Origin of the sequence: Natrarchaeobius chitinivorans, from assembly GCF_003841505.1 — an archaeon.
GTDB lineage: Archaea > Halobacteriota > Halobacteria > Halobacteriales > Natrialbaceae > Natrarchaeobius > Natrarchaeobius chitinivorans.
Genome location: NZ_REGA01000004.1, coordinates 159,886 through 182,157, shown reverse-complemented (window position 1 = coordinate 182,157; position 22,272 = coordinate 159,886). Strand labels below are relative to the sequence as shown.

Below are 22,272 nucleotides of genomic sequence, written 5' to 3'. Positions count from 1 at the left end.
CTCGCCGCGTCCGTCGTCGGACGGAAACGGTCGGCCGCCAGTTCACGCGTGCGGTTTCGTCGTGTTGTCTTCGGATTTCAGTCATTCTCGTTCCTCCGTTTCTGTCGCTCCCGCTCGAACCGCCCGCCGTAGATCCGCTTGCGGCTTGGTGCCGTCGAGAGTTTGACCGACTGGGGTACCGTCGAGTGTTTGACGCCGCTGCCGATCGCCGCCCGTTCGGTCGGCATCGTCGACGATGCAGTCGGATTGCGGGAATTCGCGCTCGTGTCCCGCCGCCGCATCTTCTCCCGGTTGAACTCGTAGAGGCGTTCGAACTTCGCGTGGGTCTCGAGTAACGCCGCGCGGAAGGCGTCGATTCCCTCGATCGCCCCCTGCTGGATCGCGACCTGGTAGGCCTCCGGATCCTCCATCACGTCGATGTCGCCGAGCGCTCCCGTGAGGTCGGCGTCTTCGAACATCTCGTCGTCGCCGCCGACGAGTCCGTCGCCGTCGTCGCCGATGATCGCCTCGTCGTCGATCAGTCCCTCCTCACCGATCAACCCATCCTCGTCGTCGCCCAACGCGTCGGTCGCGTCGTCGAGCTCTCGTTTCGCCTCCCAGAGCGAACCGAGGTCCGACGCGTTCCAGGCGGACAGCAAATCGATCGCGTGGACCAGTTCGTCGAACGCGACGAGGTCGGTGACCCCGGCGTCCTCGTCGGTAAGCACGTCGGGAACCTCGCCGAACTCGATCGCCTCGACGAGATCCTCCCCGTCGACGGCCTCCGGTAACTCGCCGAGATCGGCGGTTTCGATCAGTTCCACGGCTTCGGTGAGGACCTTCGCGAGGGCGTCGAGATCGCCGAGGACGGACTCGATCGTCCCGTCGTCGAGCTCCTCGAGACTGTCGACGTCGCCGAGATAGTCCTCCACCGCCTCGAGGGTTTCCGTCGCGTCCTCGAGGCTCGCGTCGACCGTCTCCGACGCGTCGGACTCCTCACCCATCGTTGCCCTCCGGCTCGACCCGAACGGTGAGCACGCCGTTTCTGATCCCCGCTTCCGTCGTTCGTTCGTCCCACGGGACGTCGAGTCGTCCGATCTCGCGTCCCGAGACGCGGACGACGAGCGTCGAGCCGTCGAACCCGACGGTGACGTCGTCGGGGTCGGCGTCGGCGACGTCGGCGGTAAGCAGCAGTTCGTCGTCGTAACGACGGGTCGCCAACCGTGCGGAGTTCGACGACCGACGTCGTTTGCGCCGGGACTGGTGGGAGTCACTCCCTCGCTGGTCTCGGTTTTCGCTACCCGACCGCCGATCGGCGAAGGGATCTCCGCTGGTCCGTCCACCGCCATCTAACAGGTCGTCGACGGATCGAACGGAGAGGTCGACGTCGAACACGGATCGACCGCTCCGACGGCGTCTCGACGTCGACGCGTCCTCGAGGCCCTCGAGTGCCGACAGCAAACTCGAGAGCCAGTGGTCGTCCTCCTCGTCTCCGGCGTTGGGATCACGCACGTCTCCGACGTCCGGGTTTCCCCCGTCCCCGACGTCGGGGTCGGGAGCCGGTACGTCGTCGAACGGGTCGTCGTTCGGTTCGTCGCGTCGGTCGTCCGGATCGTCGTTGCTCATCAGGATTTCACCTCTACGCGGCCGCTGGCGAGGCGTTCGTGAACCTCGCGGGCGATCTCGAGTTCGGCCTCGAGTTCCGCTTTCCGCCGTCGGTACTCCGCCTCGGATCGCTCGCCGAGTTCGTACAGCAACTGGTTCTCCTTGAGGTCGTCCTCGAGTCCCTCCACGTCGTACAGTTCGTCGAGTGCGATCGTGTGAATCGCGTCGACGATGCCGACGAACGGCCGGAACAACAGGTCGTCGAGAACGAACATCGTTACTGGCTGGCCCCGATCGTGACGTCTACGAAGCTGTACGGCGCGAACGGTCCCGTGTACCTGACCATGAAGCCCTCGGCCTCCTCCTCGAGGCGAGCGATCGCCTCGTCGAACTCCTCGCGCTCCTCGCGGTCGACCAGATAGGAGCGGTTCAGGAGGAGTCGGTCGCTGAACAGGTCGTTCGCGACGGACTGTGCGGCGATCGGCTCGAGTTCGTCGGCGACGCGTTCGCGGACGGCGTCGGCGTCGACGTCGGCGTCCTCCTCGCTGACTACCTTGACGCCGAGTTCGACGCGGCCCTCGACGTCGTTCAACGCTCGTCTGAACGCCGGCAACGCGCCCCGGAGGACGTTCTTCAGCGCGCGGTCGCTCTCGAATGCCATGCCGAACTGCATCGGGACGACCGCTCGACCGCCGTCGTGGTTCATGATCTCTCGGAGGACCTCGTCGTGACGCTTCGCGTCCTCGTCGGTCTCCTCGGGCTCGGTCGTGTCGATGTCGGAGACGACCGCGCCGAGTCGGCGATGCGAGATCGTGTAGACGTCGGTCGCACCGGCGACGGCCTCCCCCTCGAACTCGACGGGGTCGCCGTCGATAATCCCGTAGACGTACCGGTTGTTCATCGGGAGATCACCCGCTCGGTGCGTCCGTCGCCGGTCGCCGCGAGGCGTATCGATGGAACGGATATCATGGCGTGGCTGTGTCGTCGACCCGGGGACACCCGCGGGTCTCGGAGCGCTCGTCGGGCGGACTTCCACCGCTCGAGGGGAGACCGTGATGCTTGCAGTCGCAGCCTTCGTATCACAACCGTCGAGCGGTGTATTATCGGCCGTCAGGTCCGGGAGGACGTCCCAGTTCCCGTCGCAGCCGACTCACGCCGGGAGCCGTAGACGCTCGCGACGGCGAGAATCGTCACGAGCACCCCGAGAACGACGTTACTCCAGATCAGTATCCCCTCGACGCCGAGGACGAACGGCGCTGCGATCGTCCACAGTCCGAAGAGCACAACGACCGCCGGTGGAACGATCCCCGGCAGCCGGCCGCCGGAGGGCACCGCCGCAGCGTACGCCGCGCTGGCTGCGAGGACTGCTCCGACGACGACGTTGTTCACGATGATGAGTCCGAACCCGGTGAAGAACACGCCCGAAATCAGGATCAGGAAGCCGAACCCGGCTGCGAGTCCGGCTGTTCGCTGTGCCATCGGCGAGGACCGGTCGGACGACGCTCGTTCCATACCGTGAGTACGGCGTCCAGCGGACTAAAGATGGTGCAAGCAGGTATCGGGTACTCACGGACGACCCACCCATCGAGTACACGTTCGAACCGGCTTGCAGTCGCAGTGCAAGCCGTGTTACGAGCAGGTCGTGAACGATCGGACGTCTTATGGCACAACCACAGCGCAGACCGGATTCATCGAGCCTCGCGGAAGTGCTCGACCGAATCCTCGATAAGGGCGTCGTTATCGACATCTGGGCGAGAGTATCGGTCGTCGGGATCGAACTCCTGACGGTCGAAGCCAGGGTCGTCGTCGCGAGCGTCGACACCTTCCTGCACTACGCGGAGGAGATCGCAAAAATTGAGCAAGCCACCGCCGAAGGCGAACTCGAGGAACTCGAGGAACTCGAGGTCGAACGGCGGCCAGAATCGTCCCCACAGTCCACCTCGGAGTAACAACTGATGGCCGACGACTCCTCGCGAAAGCGGAAAGTCCGCGGCCGGAAGATCAGGAGCGACCGCAAACCGAAGGAGGGTCGGCGGGCGAAGAAAGAACTCGCGCGGACCGCCTCGAGCGTCGGCGAGCGAAACGGCGACAGTCCACTGGCGGACCCGGAAGCGATCGCTCCGGACCCGTTCGTCGAAACCGACGCCGTCACGTCGCTTCGAGACAGGATCACCGGCTGGCTCGATGCGGACCAGCCGGTCCACCTGATCGGGCCGACCGGTTGTGGCAAGACGGCGCTTGCGCTCTCGGCGGCCGCCAGGCGAGGTCGGCCGGTCGTCTGGCTCAACGGCGACGAGGCCGTCGACACGGCGGCGCTCGTGGGTGCACACGCCGGCGGGGAACGCTACGAGGAACACGACCGGTTCGTCAGCGGCGTCGACAAGAAGACCCAGATCGTCCGCGAGCGATGGGTCGACAACCCGCTTTCCGTCGCCGTTCGCGAGGGTGCGACGCTCGTCTACAACGAGTTCTCCCGGAGCGATCCGGCCGCCCACAACGTGTTGCTCTCGGTGTTCGAGGAGGGCGTCCTCGAGCGGCCGGGGAAACGCGGCGAGGACAGATCGATCGACGTCCACCCCGAGTTTCGGGCGATCTTCACGTCGAACGACGTCGAGTACGCGGGCGTCCACGAACAACAGGACGCGTTGCTCGATCGATTCGTCGGCGTCCACGTCGAGTACTACGACGACGAGACCGAACGCGAGATCGTTCGAACGCACGTCGATCTGTCGGAGGACGACGTCGAGACGATCGTCGACGCGACGCGATCGCTCCGGGAGGACCTCGATATCGTCGTCGGAACGCGGGCGGCGATCACGGCGGCGAAGGGCGTATCGGTCTTCGACGGCGAGAACGGGACGGACGACGACGAGTTGCTGACGGACGTCTTCACGGACGTCCTCTCGCCGAAGATCGCCGGCGAGGGAGACGGCATCGACGACCTGCGATCGAAAATCAGCGAAACGATCTGAAACAGCTATGGCCGAAGCCGACACGAAGGCATCGACGGACCAGTGCAAGGCGCTCACTGCGGACGGCGAGCGCTGTTCGCGGCCGGCCCAGGACGACGGCTTTTGCTACCAGCACGACGAGAGTGATTCGACCGTGAGTGATAGTCAAACAGTCGAGGAAGGCGAACAGGAACAGCAAAACGAACGCCAGGACGAGCGAAGCAAGGATCTCGGGGCCGACATGACCGCCGAGGAGAAGACCGATCCCGAATCGGTCGACGCCGACGACGTCGATGCAGGCGAGAAGATCGAGGGAGTACTCGCCGTTCGCCGGACCGTCCAGTCGACGGCGAGCGACCTCATCGGCCGGGAGTTCGACGCCGTCAGCGAGATCGTCCCGACCGACGACGGCTGGCTGGCGACCGTCGAAGTCGTCGAACGGCGCGCGATCCCCGACACGCAGGACATCATCGGCCGGTACGAGATCGAACTCGACGGCAACGCGACCGTCCACGGCTACCGGCGACTCGACCGCTACCGGCGAGGCGACACCGCCGCGTTCGAGTAGCGAGCGACACCGCTGCGTTCGCGTAGGGATCTCGATTCGGACCGTCGGTCGGCCGCCCGTGGCGGATCTCGAGCCGTCGAATAGCACGAGCAGCGTCTCGAGTCGTGTCCCGGGCCTGCACTGGCGAGTCGGACTCGAGAACGAGAACGGATTCGAGCCTGCAGTCGCCGACGAGTTCGGTCCGTGGAACGGTGAAGGCGTCAGGTATTCGTTTCCCCGCCCGAATCACACGTCGTACCGATGGATCCCCTCTCCCGGGTCCGGAACAGCGTCGAGCCGCTGTGGACCGACGGTCGGGGATGGATCCTGTTTTTCGTATCCGTCGGCTGGCTGTTGACGTTAGGGACCAGATACGCGTTTCCCGCGCTGTTCCCACAGATTCAGACTGCACTCGAACTCGATCTGTCGACGCTGGGTGCCCTGTATACGCTCCTGTGGGCCACGTACGCGCTCGGTCAGTTTCCCGCCGGGTACGTCAGCGACCTCATCGGGATCAGACGGACGCTCGGTTACAGCACGTTCCTCTCCGCTGTCGCGTTGCTCGTTATCGGATTCGTGAGCAGTCTCGAGTTGCTGGCTATCGGGATGTTCCTGTTCGGGGTGACGAGCGCCCTGTACGGCCCGAGTCGGATCACGATCGCGACGCGAATCTACGACGACCGCGCCGGCACTGCCATCGGACTGACCCAGGCGTCCGGCCAGATCGGGAACATGACACTCCCCGCGCTGTCGGGATTCGTCGCGACCGTCTTCGTCTGGCAGGCCGGCTTCCTCTACATCATCCCGCTGTTCGTGATCGCCGGCGTCGGAATCTGGGTCGTCGTCCCCTCGTTCGACGATGTCGGCGACGGTGTCGACGAACCCGCCGCCTCGACCGACTCGATCCGCGAGATCGTCGCGGCGACCTGTTTTCCCCTTTCGCTCGTCCTCACTGCTATTCTGGCGCTCTCGATGTTTCTCATCCAGGGGGTGACCGGCTTCTACACGGTCTATCTCGTGGAGGTGAAAGGGCTCGCGCCGACGACTGCGGCGACCGTGTTCGCGTTCCTGTTTGCGGTCGCGACGGCTGTCCAGCCCCTGGCGGGGGCGTTGAAAGACCAGATCGGAACGCGATCGGCGCTGTTTATCGTCGTCGGGGTTCTGTCCGTAACGCTCCCCCTCGTCACCGTCGCAACGACGTTTCCACAGATCGTCTTCGTGACCGTGCTGTTGGGCAGTATGTTCGGTGCCTCTCCGATCGCGCTCACTCGCCTGACCAACGCCCTCCCATCGGAGATACGAGGGTCGGGACTCGGTCTCTTGCGAACCGGCTACTTCCTGTTTGCGTCCGCGGGATCGTTCGTCGTCGGGACGCTCGCAGACCGAGGCCTGTTCGACGAGTCGTTTTTCCTCCTGACGATTCTCGCGGTGGTCGTCCTCGTCCTGGCGCTGTTTCTCGACCGTCTCTCTCGGTAACCCCTCGAAACCGCACCGATCGAACCGCAACCTCGAAGTCTCGCCGGTGTCTCTGGCCGAACACGTACCGTGTCCGAACCGATCGTCCGCGGCGTCGACGTCGATCACGCTACTCGGTGTCGTCACTACCGCAACGACCGCGACGTCGTCGCCTTCAAGTTCGATTGCTGCGAGGAGTACTTCCCCTGTTTTCGCTGTCACCAGGAGGTGACGGACCACCGCGCGGTGCCGTGGCCTCGAGACCGGTTCGACGAGCCGTCGGTCCTGTGTGGGGTCTGTCTGGCCGAACTCACCGTACCCGCCTATCTCGAGGCCGACTACCGCTGCCCGTCCTGTGACGCGGCGTTCAACCCCGGCTGTGAGGCACACGCGAACCTGTACTTCGAGACCGGTTCGAACGAGAACTGACGGCCTCGAAATCCGTCCGACAGAACGAACGGCTCGAACCCCGTCCGACAGAACGAACGGCTCGAAATCCGTCCGACAGAACGAACGGCTCGAAATCCGTCCGACAGAACGAACGGCTCGAAATCCGTCCGACGAGCGACGACCGGAGAACGGCCTCGAAATCGCGACGATCCAGCGCGGCCCCTATTCGGAGAGCCCGTCTACCGCTCGTTTCGCCCGCTCGCGAACCATCGGATTCGGGTCCCTCGACGCGAGGTCACCGAGCCGGGATCGTACGTTCTCGAGGGCTGCGTCGGTTTCGGCGGCGACGTGACCGAGCGTGGCTGCAGCGCCGGCACGCACCTGCGGATCGTCGTTCTCGAGATGCGTCGAAATCCCGTCGACGTGATCGACGAGAACGTCCGGTCTGACGGCGGCGACTTCCTCGAGACAGCGGAGCAACGCCGGCGTCGCGTCCTCGGGCGGATCGTCTGCGACGAACGTGGCGATTTCGTCGGCCGAGGGAGCGACGTCGACCGGGGACTCCGCTGCCAGCTCCGCGAGACAGTAGGCGACCTCGTCGTGACACTCGAGCGACGGCTGCTCGAGCAGCCCTCGAAGCTTCGGGACGACCGGGAGACACTCTCTCGGCCGCTCTTCGACCTCGTTTCTGATCGTTCGAACGGCGTCTCGCTGTACCGTCGGCGTTCGATCGTCGAGCTGTACGAGCACTGCCGGCAGATCGAACGTCGTGGAGTCTCGTCGCTCGTGGACGGACTCACCCCCATCCCTATCCATGCTACCCGCTGGATTCATGTTTGATAGAAGGGAAAAGCCTTCCGGCAGTTTAATCCGAAATTTCTAGACGGAAACGAGAGTCACGCGAGCCACTCGTCGGGTTTCGTGTCGTAATCGACGTCGTCGGCCGCGAGGTGTTCGACCTCGTCCCACGGGACGTCCTCGATCGTTACCTCGCTCCCGTCGTATCGGATCAGCTTTCCTCGCTCTTCCGGTTCGGGTTCGCGGTTTCGCCGCTTTGCAACCTCGACGTCGTGTTCGTCGACCTCCTTGACGATCGTCAGCAGGTTCACCGGTCGACCCCACAGTTCGAAGATCCGCTTGAGCGTCTCCCGGGCTTTCCCGAGATCGAGCATGATGCCGTTGTACTGATGGCCCAACAGGAGTTCGTTCGCGTTGTTGTAGTTGCCGTCGTAGACGGCGATCGTCGGCTTCCCGAAGTTGGTAAACTGCAACAATAGTTTCTTTTTCACGTCGTCGGCCGCGTCGCTCGCGACGTGGAACTGGCCGGTCGCCTGGGAGTGTTCGTACGTGAAGTAATCGTTCTCGGTGATGAACTCGTGGGTGAGAAACTCGTCCAGGAACGTCACGTCGTTGTGCCCTTCTCGGACGTCGAACATTCGGTCCCAGCCCGCCGAGAAGTCCACCTCGGCGAGTGCCTCCTCGATCGACGAGTAACGGGCGTCGTCGAAGAGGTAGCGGCCGATCCGCTCGAGTTCGTTCTGGTTCACCCGCGACAGGAACCCGCGATTTTGCCGTTTGACGAGCGAGTAGTGTCGCCGGGCAAGCCCCTCGAACGTGAGCACTTTCCAGGGATACCGCTCCACGTCGATCTCACCCTCTCGGGCTCGCTCGAGCGCGTCGTGATCGATCCACTCGTCGGGAACCGCCTCGAGGTCGTCGAGCGAGTCGGGCGTGACGGTCCCGATCGCCGCCGGCGGCTCGAGGTGATCGATCACCTCGTCGAAGTCCACGACGTCGGTGAGGTTTCGCCAGGAGACGCCCTCGACGCGCAACAGTTGTTCGAGCACTTCCCGGCGATTCGTCGTGTTCTCGACGTACTCCCACAGTTCCATCCCGAGGCTGTAGGGGTTGAGCCCGCCGGAGCCGAGCACTTTGGCCATGTGATCGGCGTAGTCGACGACCTCGTCCTCGTCGGCGAACCCTTCGTCCGTCATCATCGTCGACTCCCAGTAGGCGGCCCATCCCTCGTTCATCACCTTCGTCATCTTCTGGGCGGCGAAGTAGTACGCCTCCGCGCGCATCATATCGAGGATGTCCCGCTGCCACTCCGTCATCTCGACCGCCCGCTGTGACTCCGCGTCGTACTGTTTGCCGTGTTCGCGGACGAACGCGAGTACGTCTTTCTGTGGTTCCTCGGGGAACGTTATCTGGCCGTCTTCGGCTTCGAGTTTCTCGAGCCACTCCTCGTCGAACACCTCGCCTTTGATCTCCTCGGAGAGGTCGAGTTCGTCGAGTTTCTCCGCGAGGTCCTCGTCGATCTCTTCGGTCGGTCCGTCGACGTCGAGGCGGCGTTCGAACACCCGGTGCTGGTCGATGTTGTCCTCGAGTGAGAGACAGTGATCGATCCACTTTTCGACCTCCGCGCGGTCGATCTCCGGATCGGACATGTACTCGTCGATCGCCCGGGCGTGGCGCTCTAGCATCGCGGCGGCGTTGACCTGGTCGTCGGCGCGTCCGCTCGTAAAGAGACCGAACCACTCGTTGTTCGCGAAGAAGTCGGAGTGAGCCTCGACGTGGGTGATGACCGCTTTCTGGTCTGCGGTCGTATTCGACTCCTGTAAGAACGCGTGGGCGGGGTTGTCGTTGTTGACGATCTCGAAGGCCTTTCCGCCGCCGTACTGGCCCTGTTTCTGTTGCTTGTCGTATTGCATTCCCCACCGCCAGTGAGGGTATCGCGACTGGAACCCGCCGTAGGCGATGAGTTCGTTCATCTCGTCGTAGTCGATGATCCAGTAGTTGACCGGGTACGGCTCGAGGCCGAGTTTCTCGGCCAGGTTTCTGGCTTCGGTCACCGGTTCCTCGAGTTCGGTCGCGATCGCCTGTTTGCGGAATCGATCGGCGTTGGAGTTCGTCTTACTCATTTTCCTCACCTTCCGTGCTGAGAATCTCGTAGATCGCGTCGGTGACGTCGCCTTCGCCGTTGACGTACGCGACCGCCACCTCGTCGTCGTCCGGCCCGAAGTGACGCTCGAGCTCTTCGGCGTGAGTCGCGTTGATCGCGTTCCCCGAGGGCTGGGTTTCGACGTAGGCGTGGAGGTTTGCGTCGATCTTCTCCATCATCGGGATCACGCGCTCTTCGGTGTCGTTCGAGGAGTTCTCGGAGTCGCCCGCGGCGAAGACGTACCGGTTCCAGTCGCTCCAGGGGTACTCCTCTAACAACTCGGCCGCGAGTTCGTACGCACTCGAGATCTTCGTCCCGCCGCCGCTACGGATGCCGAAGAAGTCCTCGCGTTCGATTTCCCAGGCGTCGGCGTCGTGGGCGATGTAGACGAACTCGGCGTTGTCGTACTTGCCGGTGAGATACCAGTCCAGTGGCGTAAACGTCCGCTCGACGAGTTCGCGTTTCTTCTCGCGCATCGAGCCGGAGACGTCCCGGATGTTGACGACGACGACGTTCTTCTCTTTCTCCTCGATGATCTCGGGATAGCGGTAGCGTTCGTCCTCGCGGCGGAAGGGGACGTGCTTGATTCCCTCGCGACGGATCTTCTGCTGGACCGGTTCGCGTTCGACGTTCGCTTCGACCTCCGCGATCGACGACCACGCTCCGCGTTCGTCCGCCACGTCGGCGTGGGCTTCTTCGATCCAGGCCATCGATACCGGCAGGTTCTCGCCGCGCGCCCACTCGAAGACCTCCCGCGGGGAAATCCCCTCTACCTTGCACAGTTCGCGCAGGAACTCCTCGTCGAAGTCCATCGCGAGCTTTCGTTTCAGCCCTTCCTTGAACATCCGCTCGAAGTCGAGCGTGCTGTCGGGACCGGTTCTGGTCAGGTCCGTAAACGGCCCCTCTTTCTCCTCGATGACCTTCTTGCCCTTCGGCTCGAGGTCGAGTCCGAGTTCCTCGTCGAGTTCCTGTGCGAACTCTTCGGGATCCATCTCGTAGTACTCGTGTTCGCCGCCTTCCTCGCCCGGTTCGCCGTCCTCGTCGCCGTCGCCGGGCTGGGGCTGTGGCTGGCCGACGGGCTGGCCGACGTCCGGGGTGTCGCCGTCCCCCTGACCGACGCCACCCTTGTCGCGCTGATCGTACTCGAACTCGGGGAGCGAGACGATCTTGACCGGAATGTTGATCTCGCCCGGCCGGCTCGAGCCCAGGTCGCCGTACTGGATGAAATCGGCCAGATCCTCGCGGCGCTGTTCGCCAACTTCGCGGAATCGGTCGAGGTCGTCTCTCAGTCCCATGATCGTCCCTCGCTGGTCAGTCCCATCGGTAGCTCACCTGTCCCATGACGTGTCTGCTGGTCAGTTCGGCCGACGCCTCGGAGTAATCGAAGCGCTCGACCATCGCCTCGATCGTGCTCTCTTTGACCGTCTCGGTCTCCGTCCCGGTCGGCGGGTCGTCCCACTGCCGGGGATCGAAGTCCTCGAACGTTCGCCTGACGTCGTCCCAGTCGTGGCTCTCGAGGACGCTCTTGATCACCGGAATCGCGGTGAGGTCGACGTTGCCGACGGCGAAGTCCTCGTCGCGGTGTTCCCAGGCGTGGCGGTTCAACGACGTGATCACCTTCTCCCGGCGGAACTCCCGAACGCTTTCTCTGGGCAGGTTGCCCTGGTACTCCTCCTCGGAGAACCGTCCGAGGTGTTCGATCTCGAACAGTTTCATCTTCAGCGGGTCCGGTTCGACGCGCTCGCCCCGGTCGTTGTACAGCGGTTCGTCCGTCTCCCACGCGTAGACGTGTTCGACGTACTCCCCGACGGTCTCCTCGTCGGCGCGTTTCTCGTGCATGATCGCCTCGATGACGTCGGACTCCTGCTGGTCGAAGACGTAGTTTTTCACCGGGACGACGCGGTTCTCGAACTCCGAGCGCTCGCCCGTCGAGAACACCGGCGCGTCGGCCATCCCCTCGGCTATCCCGTTTAACACGTCCCGTGGCATCACGACGTCCTCGACCGGCAACTCGGCGTGGTGACGGTCGCGGTCGCTCTGGAGGAGTTCTGCGAGGGTATCCCGCGTGTACGTCACCGGAATTCCGTGGTCGCCGTCGTGGCCGTCGTCGGCGAAGTCGAACTCCTCTTTCTCCCGGCGACTGTCGCCTTCCTGCAGGTAGCCCTGATCGTAGATCAACGCCTTGTCGACGAGGTCGAGTCCGTTCGGGAGGTCCTCCTCGTCCAGCCGGGTGACGACCGCGTACAGCGCCGCCGCCTCGATGGCGTGGGGTGCGAACTCCTCGGTTCGCGTTTCGCCGCCGCTGTCTTTGACCGTGACAGTCACCGGTTCGCGAATCCGCTCGGCCAGTTCGTCGTAGCCGTCGGCCTCCCAGACGGCCATCTCGTTCGTCAGCTCCCGACGGATCAGTTCGCACTCGAGACTCAGGTTCGTCAGGTAGCCAAAGCGGTGTTTGTCCAGCCGGCGCTTGAGCGCCTTCAGCGGGTCCATCCCGTTGCGGTCGGCGTGCTGGTTGAGCTGTGCCTCGAGATCCGGGTTCGAGATGATCAACAGCTGCGTGTCGACGTCCATCCCGATTCCCTTGTCGAGTTTCACCGACTGCTCGTCGGGAACGTTGAGCAGCTTCTGGAGCAAGTCGGCGTGCTGGGCGGCGTCTTCGACGATCGTCAGGACGCTGTTTCCCTGCGAGAGGACGCCGTCGTAGCTGAAGGCCTGCGGGTTTTTCCGCCCGCGCGAATCGAGTTCCTGGAGCATTCCGTGCATCCACGATCCCACGAGTCGCTCCTTTGGCGGGCCGTCGTCCTCGCTGTGGAGAACGCCGACGCCCTGACCGACGTCGACGACGTAGTTTTTCACCCGGAGGTGGCTCTCGTCGGTGATCGCCGAGAACAGTTCTGCCTTCCCTTCCCGGCGATAGCGCTCCTCGAGGAAGTCGTAGGCTTCCCGCGAAAACGGGTCGAGTTGCGTGTCCACCCGGACGGGGACGTGGTCTTCGATCCCGTCGTTGAGATCCGTCAGTATCCGCTCGCGGACGTTCTCGGGGAACACCGAGAGCGGATGTGCCTGCACCGGGCTCTCGTACCAGTGCTGGTCGTCCGAGGCGGTCGGATCGCCGCCGTAACTCAGGCTGCGCTCGCCGGCGTCGGCCGTCGTGACGTTCCACTCGACGGTGTACCGGCGACCCTCGGGCGTCTTCGAGTACTCCCGAAGGCCGTTGACCAGACAGCGTTTGAGCTCCGATTTCCCCGTCGCGGTCGGGCCTTCGAACCAGACGATCTTCTCGTCTTTCGCGCGACCCGCGGCGATCGATCGAAGGTCGTCGACGAAGCTGTTCAACACCTCCGTATTGCCGAGGATCGCGTGTTCGCCGCCGTTGTGCGGGTCGTCGAAAAAGCGGTATCGCTCTTTCTCTTCGCCCTCCTCGACCACCGAACGCGTTCCCGCGGCTTCGATCGCCTCGAGGAGGTACTTCGACGCGTGGGAGGCGACGGTCGGCTTCTCGAAGATCCGATCGACGTACGCCGCGAGGCTCATCGGCTCCTCGTAGGTTTCCTCCAGCGCACGGTCGGCCTCGGTGACGTAGTCGTTGTCGGTCATGTTAGTCTTCGATTTCAGCTTTGGCGACCTCCGCGCCGGCGAACTCGAGCACTTCTTTGGCACCCTCCTCGGAGTAGCCCTGTTCGATCAGCGCGTCGATCCACGCCGAGCGTTCGTCGTCGTCGAACTCGTTGGCGCTGACCAGCGCGGAGAAGTTGATGTTGTGTTTCTTGTCTTCCCAGAGCTTGCGCTCGAGCGCGCGGCGCAGGCGTTCGTTGTCCTGCGGGTTGAAGGCCTCTCCTTCGCGAGCGCGTCGGGAGACCCAGTTCGAGACCTCCTGACGGAAGTCCTCCTTGCGGTCTTCGGGAATGTCGAGTTTCTCCTCGACCGAGCGCAGGAACGTCTCGTCGGGTTCCTGCTCGCGACCCGTGAGTTCGTCCTCGATCGTGTCGTCGTCGATGTACGCCATCACGTGGTCCATGTACTTCTCGCCCTGGCGCTGGATCTCGTCCAGATCGTACGCGAGCGCGTGGCGGACGTCCTCGATGGCGCGTTCTTTGTACTCCTCGCGGACGGTCTCGAGGTAGCGGTAGTACTTCTCGAAGTTGTCCTCGGGGATGGAGCCGTGGTGTTCCAGGTTCTCCTCGAAGAAGTTGAACACCGTAAGCGGCGAGAGGAACCCGCGAGAGCGGTGTTTCGAATCCATGATCGCTTCGGCGATTTCGTCGCCGATGAAGCGAGGCGAGATGCCGACCATCCCCTCGCCGATCTCGGCTTTCGCCGCGGCCTCCTCGCGGAGTTTCTTGACGTCGATGTCGTCGCCCTCGTCGATCTCGCCGTTGTACGCTTTCGCCTTCGAGAGGAGATCGACCGTCTCGGCGTCGGGCTCTTCGATCCGGGTCAGGACGCCGAACAGCCCCGCCATCTCGAGCGTGTGGGGTTCGACGTTGATGTCGGGGACGTCGGCGTTGTTCAGCATCTTGTTGTAGATGCTGGCCTCGTCTTCGTACGAGAGGACGTACGGGAAGTCGATCCGCTTGGTGCGGTCGTTAAAGGCCTCCATCTTCTCGTCGCCTTTCTTGTCCTTGTACTCGGGCATGTTCGTCCGCCCGACGATCACCTGGTCGATGTCGATCCGCGGGTTGTTCTTGGGCTTGATCGTCTGCTCCTGGGTGGCGTGCAGGAAGTCATAGAGGAACTCCCGCTGGAGCTTGAGTAGCTCCTCGCCGGAGAAGACGCCGCGATTCGCGTTACAGAACGCCCCGGAGTAATCGAACGCCCGTGGGTCCGACTCGCCGTAGATGGCGATCTTCGAGTAGTTGACGTCGCCCGTGAGCTCGGTCTCGTCCTGGTTTTTCTTGTCCTTGGGCTCGAACGTCTCCAGACCCTGGCGTTTGTTCTCGTCGGCGATGAAGCGAACGATCTCGACGTGGTTCTCGAGGACCTGCTGGAGGTCGTCGTCGTAGTACGCGAGCAGTCTGTCCATGTAGAACTCGCTTTCCGGGTCGAGCGCCTGCTCGTTCTGGATGGTGTACGGTGCGTCGAGGCGCTCGTTCAGGTCGTCGATCACCCGCTGGCGCTGCTCGAGCGGGAGGAGGACGAGCGGATCCTGATTCATCGGCGATCGGACGGTGTCGTCGGCAGGATCCTGGTCCTTGATCACGTCACAGAGGTTCGTCCAGCGGAACGTGTACATCCGCCCGTCTTCCCGGAGCGTGTAGTCCTCGAAGTACCGGCGAACTTGCTTGTCGAAGTGGGATTTCCCCGACCCGACGGGACCGAGCAGGAGTTTGATACGTCGTTCGGGACCGAGTCTCCGTGCGCCGGATTTGACCTTGTTCACGAACTCGTGGATCGACTGGTGAATCACCTTCCCGTAGAAGGTGTTCTCGCCGTCGCCCAGCGGATCCTCGCTCGCGAGCTGGTACTCGACGACCCCTTCCGTCTCGTCGTAGGTCGTCCCGTAGTAATCGAACATATCCGCGACGCGTTGGTGGGCGTTGCGGGCGACCTTCGGATCCTCGTAGCACTCTTCTAGGTACCAATCGAAGGCCTTCGTCTCCCGCAGGTCCGCGGGCATCGATTCTTTGTAATCAGTACTGAGCTTCTCGAGGGTCTCGATGTCACCGTTCATGGTATCACTGCTAGTTGTCTTTCCCCCGCCGTCGGGTCGCCAACACCCGTCCGGCATCGATCCAGCGGCCTCCACACGGTCGGTTCCGGTCCGAACGCTCTCGAGGCGTGTGGGCCTCTACTGGCGACGGTCTGTCGGTTCGTACGTGTGCGTTTGCCACTGCTCGCTGTCTGAGACGCCGGTCGAGGGTCTCGTGCGAATCGCGCCGGGGACGGACGCGGAGTGGATCGATCCGCCATTCGGATATCGATAGTATTTAATGAGTGAGTAATCCAGATACTTAAAGCTGGCCCCAAAAGGTATTTACCAGGAGTTAATTGCAGGCAATATCTGCATGTACGTCTGAAGGTCGACACGAGCCACGGCACGGATTTGGGTGTCGGTGTCATAAGTTCGTGGCCTGCATTACCGCGGTTTGCTCGCGCGCGGTATGCACCCGATTACCACACCCGTCACCCTGTATTTCACGTTCGATTGCAATTGATGAGAACGACCTGATCTGCAGAAACCGATAGAGTAACAACTGAAACGAGTTACACATCGTTCGCCGATCCATCCCGCGGTCGAATGTGCACTGACGTTCAGTGGCACCCATACCGAACTGGTACGTACAATCCTTCGTCGACGCCTGCCGCGATTGCTCGCTCGAGGGAGTCGACGATAGGGTCGACCTCGGAGGCGAACGAGGCCCGCTCGGTGGCAGAAAGCTCCGCGAGTGTCTCCTCCTCGAGTGTCTTTGTTCGGAACCCACCAGACCGACGTCGATCGATGCCGACGGAGATTTAGGACGATCAGCCGTACTCGTTTACATGACGGATCTCGAGGGGCTCCCGACAGCCTGGGACGTCTGGTCCGACGGCGACGACGGTCGACTCGTTCTCGCGTACCGTCCGGACGTCTTCGACGGAAGGGAGTTCCCGCCAGCCTGCCTCCCGACGCTGTACCTGACCCACGGCCGGCGTACGCGACGGCCCGGCCGAAACCCCGCCGACACGACCGGGACCGACGACTGGTTCGTCACCCTGTATTTCGAACCCGACGTCTCCCTCGATGAGACGAACCGCTTTTCCGATCGAGCCGACGCCCTCGAGTACGCGGTGGACCTCGCCCGGCGGTTCGACGACGGCGACGTCGACTACCGGGGCAGTTATCAGGTCCCTCGAGAGCGCTACTTCGATCGGCTGGACGAACTGACGCGACAGGATTAACCGCCAGTGGCCCCGAGAGACGGGTATGTCGACCGTCACTCTCGTCGGAACCCGGCTGGCCGAACCGGGGACCGAGTTCGTCTACGAAGGCGAGGCCGACGGCTGTGCGGGCTGTCCCTACCGAAGTCAGTGTCTCAACCTCTCTACAGACACCCGATACCGGATCACCGCAGTTCGCGAGAACGCCCAGACCCTCGAGTGTGCGATGCACGACGGCGGCGTTCGCGCGGTCGAGGTCGAACCCGTCCCGGTGCGAGCGAACATCACCTCGAAGGGCGCGTTCGCCGGGAGCAAAGCCAGCCTCCCCGGACCGTGTCCGTACGTCGAGTGTCCGAGCCACGAATACTGCGAACCCGACGGCCTCGAGTTCGACGAGGAGTACCGAATCGACGAGATCGTCGGCGATCCACCCCACGACGTCTGTCACCTCGACAGAGGCCTACAGCTCGTCGAATTCGACGTCGAGGAGTGAACCGCCTCGGGGTCAAGCCCCGAGGCACTCGCCTTGAACCGCCTGTAGATTTCGACCGGTTACGCCTCGAGTTCGTCGTCCTCGAGCCAGCTCCCTGCCCAACACTCGATCTCGTCGAACACCGGCTCGAGCGACCGCCCCTTCGCAGTGAGGCTGTAGTAGGTGGCGATCGGTGCGTCCTCTTCCATACGTCGCTCGACGAATCCCATCTCCCCGAGATCGTCGAGCACGCGAGAGAGCGTCCGTGCGTTCGCACCGGTCGAGCGCTTGAGTTCGTTGAACCGCTGTTCGCCCGAGAGCAGTTCGTGTAACACCGCCAGCCGCCACTGGGAGCCGATCTGCTCGAGCGATTCGATGACTGGACAGGCCTCTTCGAGGCGCTCGCTTGCATCCGGTCGTTGCGAGGACATCTGGGTCGGAATTCGTCCTGGAGAACAATAGCAGTTCGGTACCGAACGTGGTGACACTGTGTTAGCTTCTGGAGTCGTCGCGCTCTCTAGGCTCGTCGTCGACGATCGTTTCGATTGCTCGAGCGCCTCGAGACAGACCGGGACGGACCCTGCGTCGTGGAGGGGAACCTCGAAGACGACGCGGGATCGCCGTTTCGAGAGGTCGTCGACGCGCTGGCCTGCAGAAGGGACGCCCGGCACGCGCGACGTCCAGCGGCGATCGGTTCGCGACGTGGCGGGAAACGGTACCCAGACCCCGGACAGCCTGATTCGGCCGGTCGTTCCCGTTCCGCCGGAACCGGAATGCCGTTCGATACCGCGAGCCGACGCCCGTCGGAAGTCCGTACGAACTGCACCCGGTAATCGTCGAACGCCTCCGTTTCGGCCGACCAAGGGGGTTTCCCGACTTCCATAGATCGATCGAACTGTCCGGAGCCGCTAGACTTTACTGGCGGGGATCCCTGCCTCGAGTCACGCAATGGCGATAGTCGAAGTCGCGGACCTCCGAAAGGAGTACGGCGGATTCCCCGCGGTCGAGGGAAGTTCGTTCTCGATCGAGCGCGGCGAGGTGTTCGGCGTGGTCGGCCCGAACGGCGCGGGGAAGACGACGACGCTGAAGATGCTCGCCGGACTCGTCGAGCCAAGCGGCGGCTCGGCGACCGTCGTCGGCCACGAGCCGGGTGAACCCGCGATGCAGCGACGGCTCGGGTTTCTCCCGGAGGAGTCGCCGCTGTACGAGGAGATGACCGCCATCGAGTACCTCACTTTTTTCGCCGACCTGTACGACGTCGCCGCGGACGTCGCGCGCGACCGGATCGACGGAACGCTCGATCGCCTCGATCTCGAGCACCGGAATCGGCGGATCGGGAACATGTCGAAGGGAATGAAACGAAAGGTCGCGATCGCTCGAGCGCTGGTGAACGATCCGGACGTGCTTATCTTCGACGAACCCGCCTCGGGGCTCGATCCGCTCACGACGAACTACATCATCGAGTTCACGCGCGAACTGAGCGAGGACGGGAAGACGATCGTCTTCAGCGCGCACAACCTCTTTCACGTCGAGAGCATCTGCGATCGGATCGCCGTCATGAACGACGGACGGATCGTCGCCCGCGGTACGATCGAGGAGATCCGCGAGGCCCACGGCGGAACCGAGTACCACGTCTACGCGACGGCCGACGGGAGCCACGGCGACGGCCTCGGTGAGATCGAGGTCGCTCGAGAGAACGGCCGCGTCAGACACGTCGTCTCGGAGATGAGCGACGTCGAGACGATCCGGGAGATCGTCGAGGCAGACGACGGACGCGTAACCGACATCCAGACGAAGACGCCGACGTTAGAGGAGATCTTCCTCGAGATCGCGAGCACGTCCGATTCCGACGGGGAGGCCGAGGCGTGAACGAAGGGGAGCAGGCCACTGGTCCGATTCGCCACAGGGCGATCCTCGTCGCTCGTCGCCTCGCCGGCTCGGTCGGACGAACCGCGAGAATCGCTCGCTGGGAGGTCAGCCGGAGTACGGGAACGATCGACCGGAAGACGATCCTCGTCGTTGCCGCGATGATCCTCGTCGTCGGTGCCGTCGGCCTCTCGGTCGCCGACGACGGGCTGGGTCTCGAGGACGAACTGTACGTCGTCGGCGTCGACGAGAACGACCCCTACGCCGACGTGGCAGCCGAGAGCGATCGCTTTCGGTCGGTTCCGCTCGAGGCGATCGAAATCTCCGAGGACGGATCCGAGTCGAACGTCGACGTCGTCGTCACTCCCGACGGCGAACTGGGGTACGTCGGTGAAAACGGTCAGCAGGCGTTCGACGCGTTTCGAGACGCCATCGAGTCGTACAACGACGAGCGGATGGCGAACGCTGAGGACGAAATCGCCGCCTATCCGGTGCTCGTAACCGTCGACTATCAGGAACGGGATCCGATCGAGTCTGGCGGGACGAGCCAAAGCGAGAGGGCGGATTCGGACGGAACGACGGATTCGGACGGAACGGGTTCAGACGCCGCCGACGATCCGGCCACCGGATCGATCGAGGACGGCGGAGAAACGGGGACCCTCACGAACGGAGGCGATGACGAGGACGGGCTCCAGGTCCCGGACGTCGGTGGAACGGTCGCGGAGCAGTCGACTCCGGGGACGCCGGAGACGCTCTCGCCGCCGTTTCCCTTCCAGTCGCTCGTGCTCGCGTTTCTGTTTATCGTGCCGATGAACTTCCTCATTCAGGCCTACGGGAGTACGATCATGGACGAGCGAATCAAGCGCCGCGGTGAACTCCTGCTGGTCTCGCCATCCTCCCGATACGAGATCGTCGCCGGAAAGACCCTGCCGTACGTGCTCGGCCTCGTGGCTATCGTCGTCGCGACCGCGGCGGTGATCGGTGGCGGGGTCCTCTCTGTCGCGGCCGCGATACCGATCGCGCTCGTCTTCCTCGGGTCGACGTTCGCCGGCGCGATGCTCGCCCGCTCGTTCAAGGAACTCACGTTCGTCACCGTGACGATCAGCGTCTTCCTGACCACCTATACGTTCGTCCCGGCGATCTTCACGGACGTCACGCCGATCGCGCTGATCTCACCGCTTACGCTCGTCGTCATGGATCTACAGGGGGATCCGGTCGCTGTTGGCGAGTACCTCTTCTCGACGATCCCGTTTTACCTCAGCGCGCTCGTGCTCTTCCTGCTCGGAATCGGAATCTACCGCGAGGAGGATATGTTCGCCCAGAAGCCGATCCCGGCGAAGGTCGTCGACGCGATCACCAGCCAGATCGACGCGATCTCGAGTCGGGTCCACGCCTACTGGAGCCCGTTCGCCCTCTCGATCCTCTTTATCCCCTTCGTCTTCGCCGCACAGTTGCTCGCCGTTGCACTCCTGTTCGTCGTTCCGGAAGCGATCGCCCTGCCGGTGATGTTCATCATCGCGGCCGTGATCGAGGAGTTCGCCAAGAGCATCCACGTCTACGCCGGGTTCGCGCGCGGACGATTCGAATCGTCCATTCGCGTCGCCGTCGTCGTCGGCGCGCTCTCCGGACTCGGCTTTTTCGTCGGCGAGAAGATCACCCACGTCGGCCAGCTCGTCGGCCTTCCGGAGCTGACGATCAGCATGGCGGCGTTCGGTCCCGAACTCTCGAGCGATCTCTCCGTCGCCCTCTTGCTCGCGCTCTTTCTCGCACCGCTTGTACTTCACGTCGTGACGGCGACCGTCTCGGCGGTGGGTGCGAGGCGAGGACCGGCTACCTACGCGGCTGCCCTCGTGGTGGCGACGCTCGTCCACGCCCTCTACAACCTCGGGGTGGTCGCCCTTGTCGTCTGATCGCGAGTCCTGGCGTCGGTCCGACGATGAAACCGGACCGCGAGGGCCGAACCCACCGGCTCCAGTCGACGACGACGGTGCAAATTCGCGAGGAGTCTGGCGGGCTCGCTGGGCGATCGTCCGTCGCGAACTCCGGTCCCTGCGTTCGGAAAAGACGATCCTGCTCGCCGTCGCGATCCAGCTGTTTATCGCGGCGTTCTCCTCGTTTCTCGTCGTCGGGCTCGTCTCGATGTACGACCCCGGTGTCGTCGACGGCTACGAGAGCGACGTCGCGGTCACCGGAAGCGACGCAATCGACGTCGCGCCCGTCGTGGATAGTCAGGACGGACTCGACGCGACGATCTACGAGGACCGTGCCGACGCCCACCGGGCGTTCGACAACCGATGGGACGACGCGGTCCTCGACGCGAACAGGGACGACGACGGGCGACTCGTCGTCAGGGTGACCGCGCCCGACGGCGGACTCGAGACGACGCTACTCGTCGTCCAGCTTCGGGAGGCACTCGAGACGGTCGAGTACGTCGAACGCGTCGAGAACGCCGACCGACTCGAGGAGCCGCCGCTTGCCGTCCCGTCCGGAGCCGACGCCAGTCCGTACGCCGAATTCACCTACACCGTCTTGCTCCCGCTATTGTTGTTCCTTCCGGCGTTCATCAGCGGCTCGATCGTCGTCGACTCGCTGATCGAAGAGCGCCAGCGAGGAACGCTCGAGTTGCTCCGAGTCGCGCCGCTTTCGTTCGTCGACGTCGTCGACGCGAAACTCGTCGCGACCGCGTTGCTCGCGCCGCTGCAGGCGATTGCGTGGCTCGCGTTGCTCGCGATCAACGGAACTGCGATTGCGAACCCGGCTGCGCTGATCGCTCTCGTCTCGGCACTGTCGGTACTCGTCGTCGGAATCGGCGGCGTGGTCGCGCTCTCGGCACCGGATAGGCGTCAGGCCCAACTGCTTTACTCGAGTGCGATCGTCGCCGCGCTCGTCGTTTCGACGCTCCTCCCGGAACACCCGGCCAACACCGTCGCGAAGTTCGCGATCGGATCTGCGACTGGAACGACCTGGCTGTCGCTCGCGCTGTACTGTCTCCTCGGGGCGCTCGCGTTCGCCGCGGTCCGGATCGCGCTCGTTCGCGTCGACCACGAGTCGCTGTGAATCGCGTGTCCGACGGTTATAGTAGCCACTGCAAGTCATCACCAAACGGCCACGCGAGAGTCGTGGCTACGGGGGTAGTCTCTGTCGGGAAGGGGCGTCGGCGCCTGTAGAGAAGCCGCTCATCGGCTGGCGGTCAAAAAACGGTGTTGAC

21 protein-coding genes are annotated in these 22,272 nt (G+C 63.6%); 10 read left to right on the top strand and 11 right to left on the bottom strand.

Annotated features, from left to right (window positions below; translation table 11 throughout):
* Positions 1-77: 77 nt before the first annotated feature.
* From EA473_RS06870 to EA473_RS06850, 5 genes are all read right to left on the bottom strand, one after another.
* Positions 78-983, bottom strand: a complete 906-nt coding sequence (locus EA473_RS06870) for a hypothetical protein (RefSeq protein WP_124194925.1) — start codon at positions 981-983, stop codon at positions 78-80.
* Complete coding sequence (locus EA473_RS06865) at positions 976-1,605, bottom strand: Hsp20/alpha crystallin family protein (protein ID WP_124194924.1); 630 nt, start codon at positions 1,603-1,605, stop codon at positions 976-978. The genes EA473_RS06870 and EA473_RS06865 overlap by 8 nt, the downstream gene beginning before the upstream one ends.
* The gene (gene gvpF, locus EA473_RS06860) at positions 1,605-1,859 is read right to left on the bottom strand and encodes a gas vesicle protein GvpF (protein ID WP_124194923.1); all 255 of its coding nucleotides are present in this window, start codon (positions 1,857-1,859) and stop codon (positions 1,605-1,607) included. The genes EA473_RS06865 and gvpF overlap by 1 nt, the downstream gene beginning before the upstream one ends.
* 2 nt (positions 1,860-1,861) lie before the next feature.
* Positions 1,862-2,485: a GvpL/GvpF family gas vesicle protein gene (locus tag EA473_RS06855; RefSeq protein WP_124194922.1), complete on the bottom strand. Its 624-nt coding sequence runs from the start codon at positions 2,483-2,485 to the stop codon at positions 1,862-1,864.
* A gap of 209 nt (positions 2,486-2,694) precedes the next feature.
* Positions 2,695-3,096 (bottom strand): SPW repeat protein, encoded by a 402-nt coding sequence (locus tag EA473_RS06850; protein WP_124194921.1) that lies wholly within the window; start codon positions 3,094-3,096, stop codon positions 2,695-2,697.
* Positions 3,097-3,245: 149 nt separating this feature from the next.
* Here EA473_RS06850 and gvpA point away from each other — a divergent pair, with 149 nt between their 5' ends.
* The 5 genes from gvpA (at position 3,246) to EA473_RS06825 (ending at position 6,966) form a co-directional block, all read left to right on the top strand.
* Positions 3,246-3,533 carry a gas vesicle protein GvpA gene (gvpA, locus tag EA473_RS06845; protein ID WP_124194920.1) on the top strand — a complete coding sequence of 96 codons (288 nt, stop codon included), beginning with the start codon at positions 3,246-3,248 and terminating at the stop codon, positions 3,531-3,533.
* A 6-nt stretch (positions 3,534-3,539) separates the two neighbouring features.
* Complete coding sequence (gene gvpN, locus EA473_RS06840; RefSeq protein ID WP_124194919.1) at positions 3,540-4,556, top strand: gas vesicle protein GvpN; 1,017 nt, start codon at positions 3,540-3,542, stop codon at positions 4,554-4,556.
* A 7-nt stretch (positions 4,557-4,563) separates the two neighbouring features.
* On the top strand, positions 4,564-5,103 hold the full coding sequence (gvpO, locus tag EA473_RS23030) for a gas vesicle protein GvpO, halophile-type (RefSeq protein WP_124194918.1): 540 nt from the start codon (positions 4,564-4,566) through the stop codon (positions 5,101-5,103).
* 240 nt (positions 5,104-5,343) lie between these two features.
* On the top strand, positions 5,344-6,558 hold the full coding sequence (locus tag EA473_RS06830) for an MFS transporter (RefSeq protein ID WP_124194917.1): 1,215 nt from the start codon (positions 5,344-5,346) through the stop codon (positions 6,556-6,558).
* 69 nt (positions 6,559-6,627) lie between these two features.
* On the top strand, positions 6,628-6,966 hold the full coding sequence (locus tag EA473_RS06825) for a CHY zinc finger protein (protein ID WP_124194916.1): 339 nt from the start codon (positions 6,628-6,630) through the stop codon (positions 6,964-6,966).
* Positions 6,967-7,149: 183 nt separating this feature from the next.
* Here EA473_RS06825 and EA473_RS06820 read toward each other — a convergent pair whose 3' ends face one another.
* The 5 genes from EA473_RS06820 to EA473_RS06800 all read right to left on the bottom strand — a co-directional run bounded on the left by EA473_RS06820 (position 7,150) and on the right by EA473_RS06800 (position 15,539).
* Positions 7,150-7,761 carry a hypothetical protein gene (locus tag EA473_RS06820; RefSeq protein ID WP_243645201.1) on the bottom strand — a complete coding sequence of 204 codons (612 nt, stop codon included), beginning with the start codon at positions 7,759-7,761 and terminating at the stop codon, positions 7,150-7,152.
* A 62-nt stretch (positions 7,762-7,823) separates the two neighbouring features.
* On the bottom strand, positions 7,824-9,848 hold the full coding sequence (locus tag EA473_RS06815) for a SpoVR family protein (protein WP_124194915.1): 2,025 nt from the start codon (positions 9,846-9,848) through the stop codon (positions 7,824-7,826).
* Positions 9,841-11,163: a YeaH/YhbH family protein gene (locus EA473_RS06810; protein ID WP_124194914.1), complete on the bottom strand. Its 1,323-nt coding sequence runs from the start codon at positions 11,161-11,163 to the stop codon at positions 9,841-9,843. The genes EA473_RS06815 and EA473_RS06810 overlap by 8 nt, the downstream gene beginning before the upstream one ends.
* A 16-nt stretch (positions 11,164-11,179) precedes the next feature.
* Positions 11,180-13,465 (bottom strand): PrkA family serine protein kinase, encoded by a 2,286-nt coding sequence (locus EA473_RS06805; protein ID WP_124194913.1) that lies wholly within the window; start codon positions 13,463-13,465, stop codon positions 11,180-11,182.
* 1 nt (position 13,466) lies between these two features.
* A complete protein-coding gene (locus tag EA473_RS06800; protein ID WP_124194912.1) occupies positions 13,467-15,539 on the bottom strand; it encodes a PrkA family serine protein kinase in 2,073 nt (690 codons plus the stop codon).
* An 809-nt stretch (positions 15,540-16,348) separates the two neighbouring features.
* Between EA473_RS06800 and EA473_RS06795 the strand changes: the two genes are divergently transcribed.
* A complete protein-coding gene (locus EA473_RS06795; protein WP_124194911.1) occupies positions 16,349-16,747 on the top strand; it encodes a DUF5820 family protein in 399 nt (132 codons plus the stop codon).
* Between the two features lie 25 nt (positions 16,748-16,772).
* On the top strand, positions 16,773-17,219 hold the full coding sequence (locus EA473_RS06790) for a UPF0179 family protein (RefSeq protein ID WP_124194910.1): 447 nt from the start codon (positions 16,773-16,775) through the stop codon (positions 17,217-17,219).
* Positions 17,220-17,278: 59 nt separating this feature from the next.
* Here EA473_RS06790 and EA473_RS06785 read toward each other — a convergent pair whose 3' ends face one another.
* Complete coding sequence (locus tag EA473_RS06785; protein ID WP_124194909.1) at positions 17,279-17,629, bottom strand: winged helix-turn-helix transcriptional regulator; 351 nt, start codon at positions 17,627-17,629, stop codon at positions 17,279-17,281.
* A gap of 517 nt (positions 17,630-18,146) precedes the next feature.
* Here EA473_RS06785 and EA473_RS06780 point away from each other — a divergent pair.
* The 3 genes from EA473_RS06780 to EA473_RS06770 are packed head-to-tail and all read left to right on the top strand — an operon-like array spanning position 18,147 to position 22,121.
* Positions 18,147-19,067 (top strand): ABC transporter ATP-binding protein, encoded by a 921-nt coding sequence (locus EA473_RS06780; RefSeq protein ID WP_124194908.1) that lies wholly within the window; start codon positions 18,147-18,149, stop codon positions 19,065-19,067.
* Positions 19,064-20,974: a PrsW family glutamic-type intramembrane protease gene (locus tag EA473_RS06775; protein ID WP_124194907.1), complete on the top strand. Its 1,911-nt coding sequence runs from the start codon at positions 19,064-19,066 to the stop codon at positions 20,972-20,974. Before EA473_RS06780 ends, EA473_RS06775 begins: the two co-directional genes overlap by 4 nt.
* Positions 20,964-22,121, top strand: a complete 1,158-nt coding sequence (locus tag EA473_RS06770; RefSeq protein ID WP_124194906.1) for an ABC transporter permease — start codon at positions 20,964-20,966, stop codon at positions 22,119-22,121. The genes EA473_RS06775 and EA473_RS06770 overlap by 11 nt, the downstream gene beginning before the upstream one ends.
* Positions 22,122-22,272: the final 151 nt, after the last annotated feature.

Bases quoted from the DNA above. Each gene is read 5' to 3' on its own strand.
- gvpA (WP_124194920.1), top strand. From the start codon at position 3,246: ATGGCACAACCACAGCGCAGACCGGATTCATCGAGCCTCGCGGAAGTG.
- EA473_RS06785 (WP_124194909.1), bottom strand. From the start codon at position 17,629: ATGTCCTCGCAACGACCGGATGCAAGCGAGCGCCTCGAAGAGGCCTGT.
- EA473_RS06810 (WP_124194914.1), bottom strand. From the start codon at position 11,163: ATGGGACTGAGAGACGACCTCGACCGATTCCGCGAAGTTGGCGAACAG.
- EA473_RS06865 (WP_124194924.1), bottom strand. From the start codon at position 1,605: ATGAGCAACGACGATCCGGACGACCGACGCGACGAACCGAACGACGAC.
- EA473_RS06795 (WP_124194911.1), top strand. From the start codon at position 16,349: ATGACGGATCTCGAGGGGCTCCCGACAGCCTGGGACGTCTGGTCCGAC.
- EA473_RS06870 (WP_124194925.1), bottom strand. From the start codon at position 983: ATGGGTGAGGAGTCCGACGCGTCGGAGACGGTCGACGCGAGCCTCGAG.
- gvpF (WP_124194923.1), bottom strand. From the start codon at position 1,859: ATGTTCGTTCTCGACGACCTGTTGTTCCGGCCGTTCGTCGGCATCGTC.
- EA473_RS06780 (WP_124194908.1), top strand. From the start codon at position 18,147: ATGGCGATAGTCGAAGTCGCGGACCTCCGAAAGGAGTACGGCGGATTC.
- EA473_RS06820 (WP_243645201.1), bottom strand. From the start codon at position 7,761: ATGAATCCAGCGGGTAGCATGGATAGGGATGGGGGTGAGTCCGTCCAC.
- EA473_RS06815 (WP_124194915.1), bottom strand. From the start codon at position 9,848: ATGAGTAAGACGAACTCCAACGCCGATCGATTCCGCAAACAGGCGATC.
- EA473_RS06790 (WP_124194910.1), top strand. From the start codon at position 16,773: ATGTCGACCGTCACTCTCGTCGGAACCCGGCTGGCCGAACCGGGGACC.
- gvpN (WP_124194919.1), top strand. From the start codon at position 3,540: ATGGCCGACGACTCCTCGCGAAAGCGGAAAGTCCGCGGCCGGAAGATC.
- EA473_RS06830 (WP_124194917.1), top strand. From the start codon at position 5,344: ATGGATCCCCTCTCCCGGGTCCGGAACAGCGTCGAGCCGCTGTGGACC.
- EA473_RS06800 (WP_124194912.1), bottom strand. From the start codon at position 15,539: ATGAACGGTGACATCGAGACCCTCGAGAAGCTCAGTACTGATTACAAA.
- gvpO (WP_124194918.1), top strand. From the start codon at position 4,564: ATGGCCGAAGCCGACACGAAGGCATCGACGGACCAGTGCAAGGCGCTC.
- EA473_RS06855 (WP_124194922.1), bottom strand. From the start codon at position 2,485: ATGAACAACCGGTACGTCTACGGGATTATCGACGGCGACCCCGTCGAG.
- EA473_RS06805 (WP_124194913.1), bottom strand. From the start codon at position 13,465: ATGACCGACAACGACTACGTCACCGAGGCCGACCGTGCGCTGGAGGAA.
- EA473_RS06850 (WP_124194921.1), bottom strand. From the start codon at position 3,096: ATGGAACGAGCGTCGTCCGACCGGTCCTCGCCGATGGCACAGCGAACA.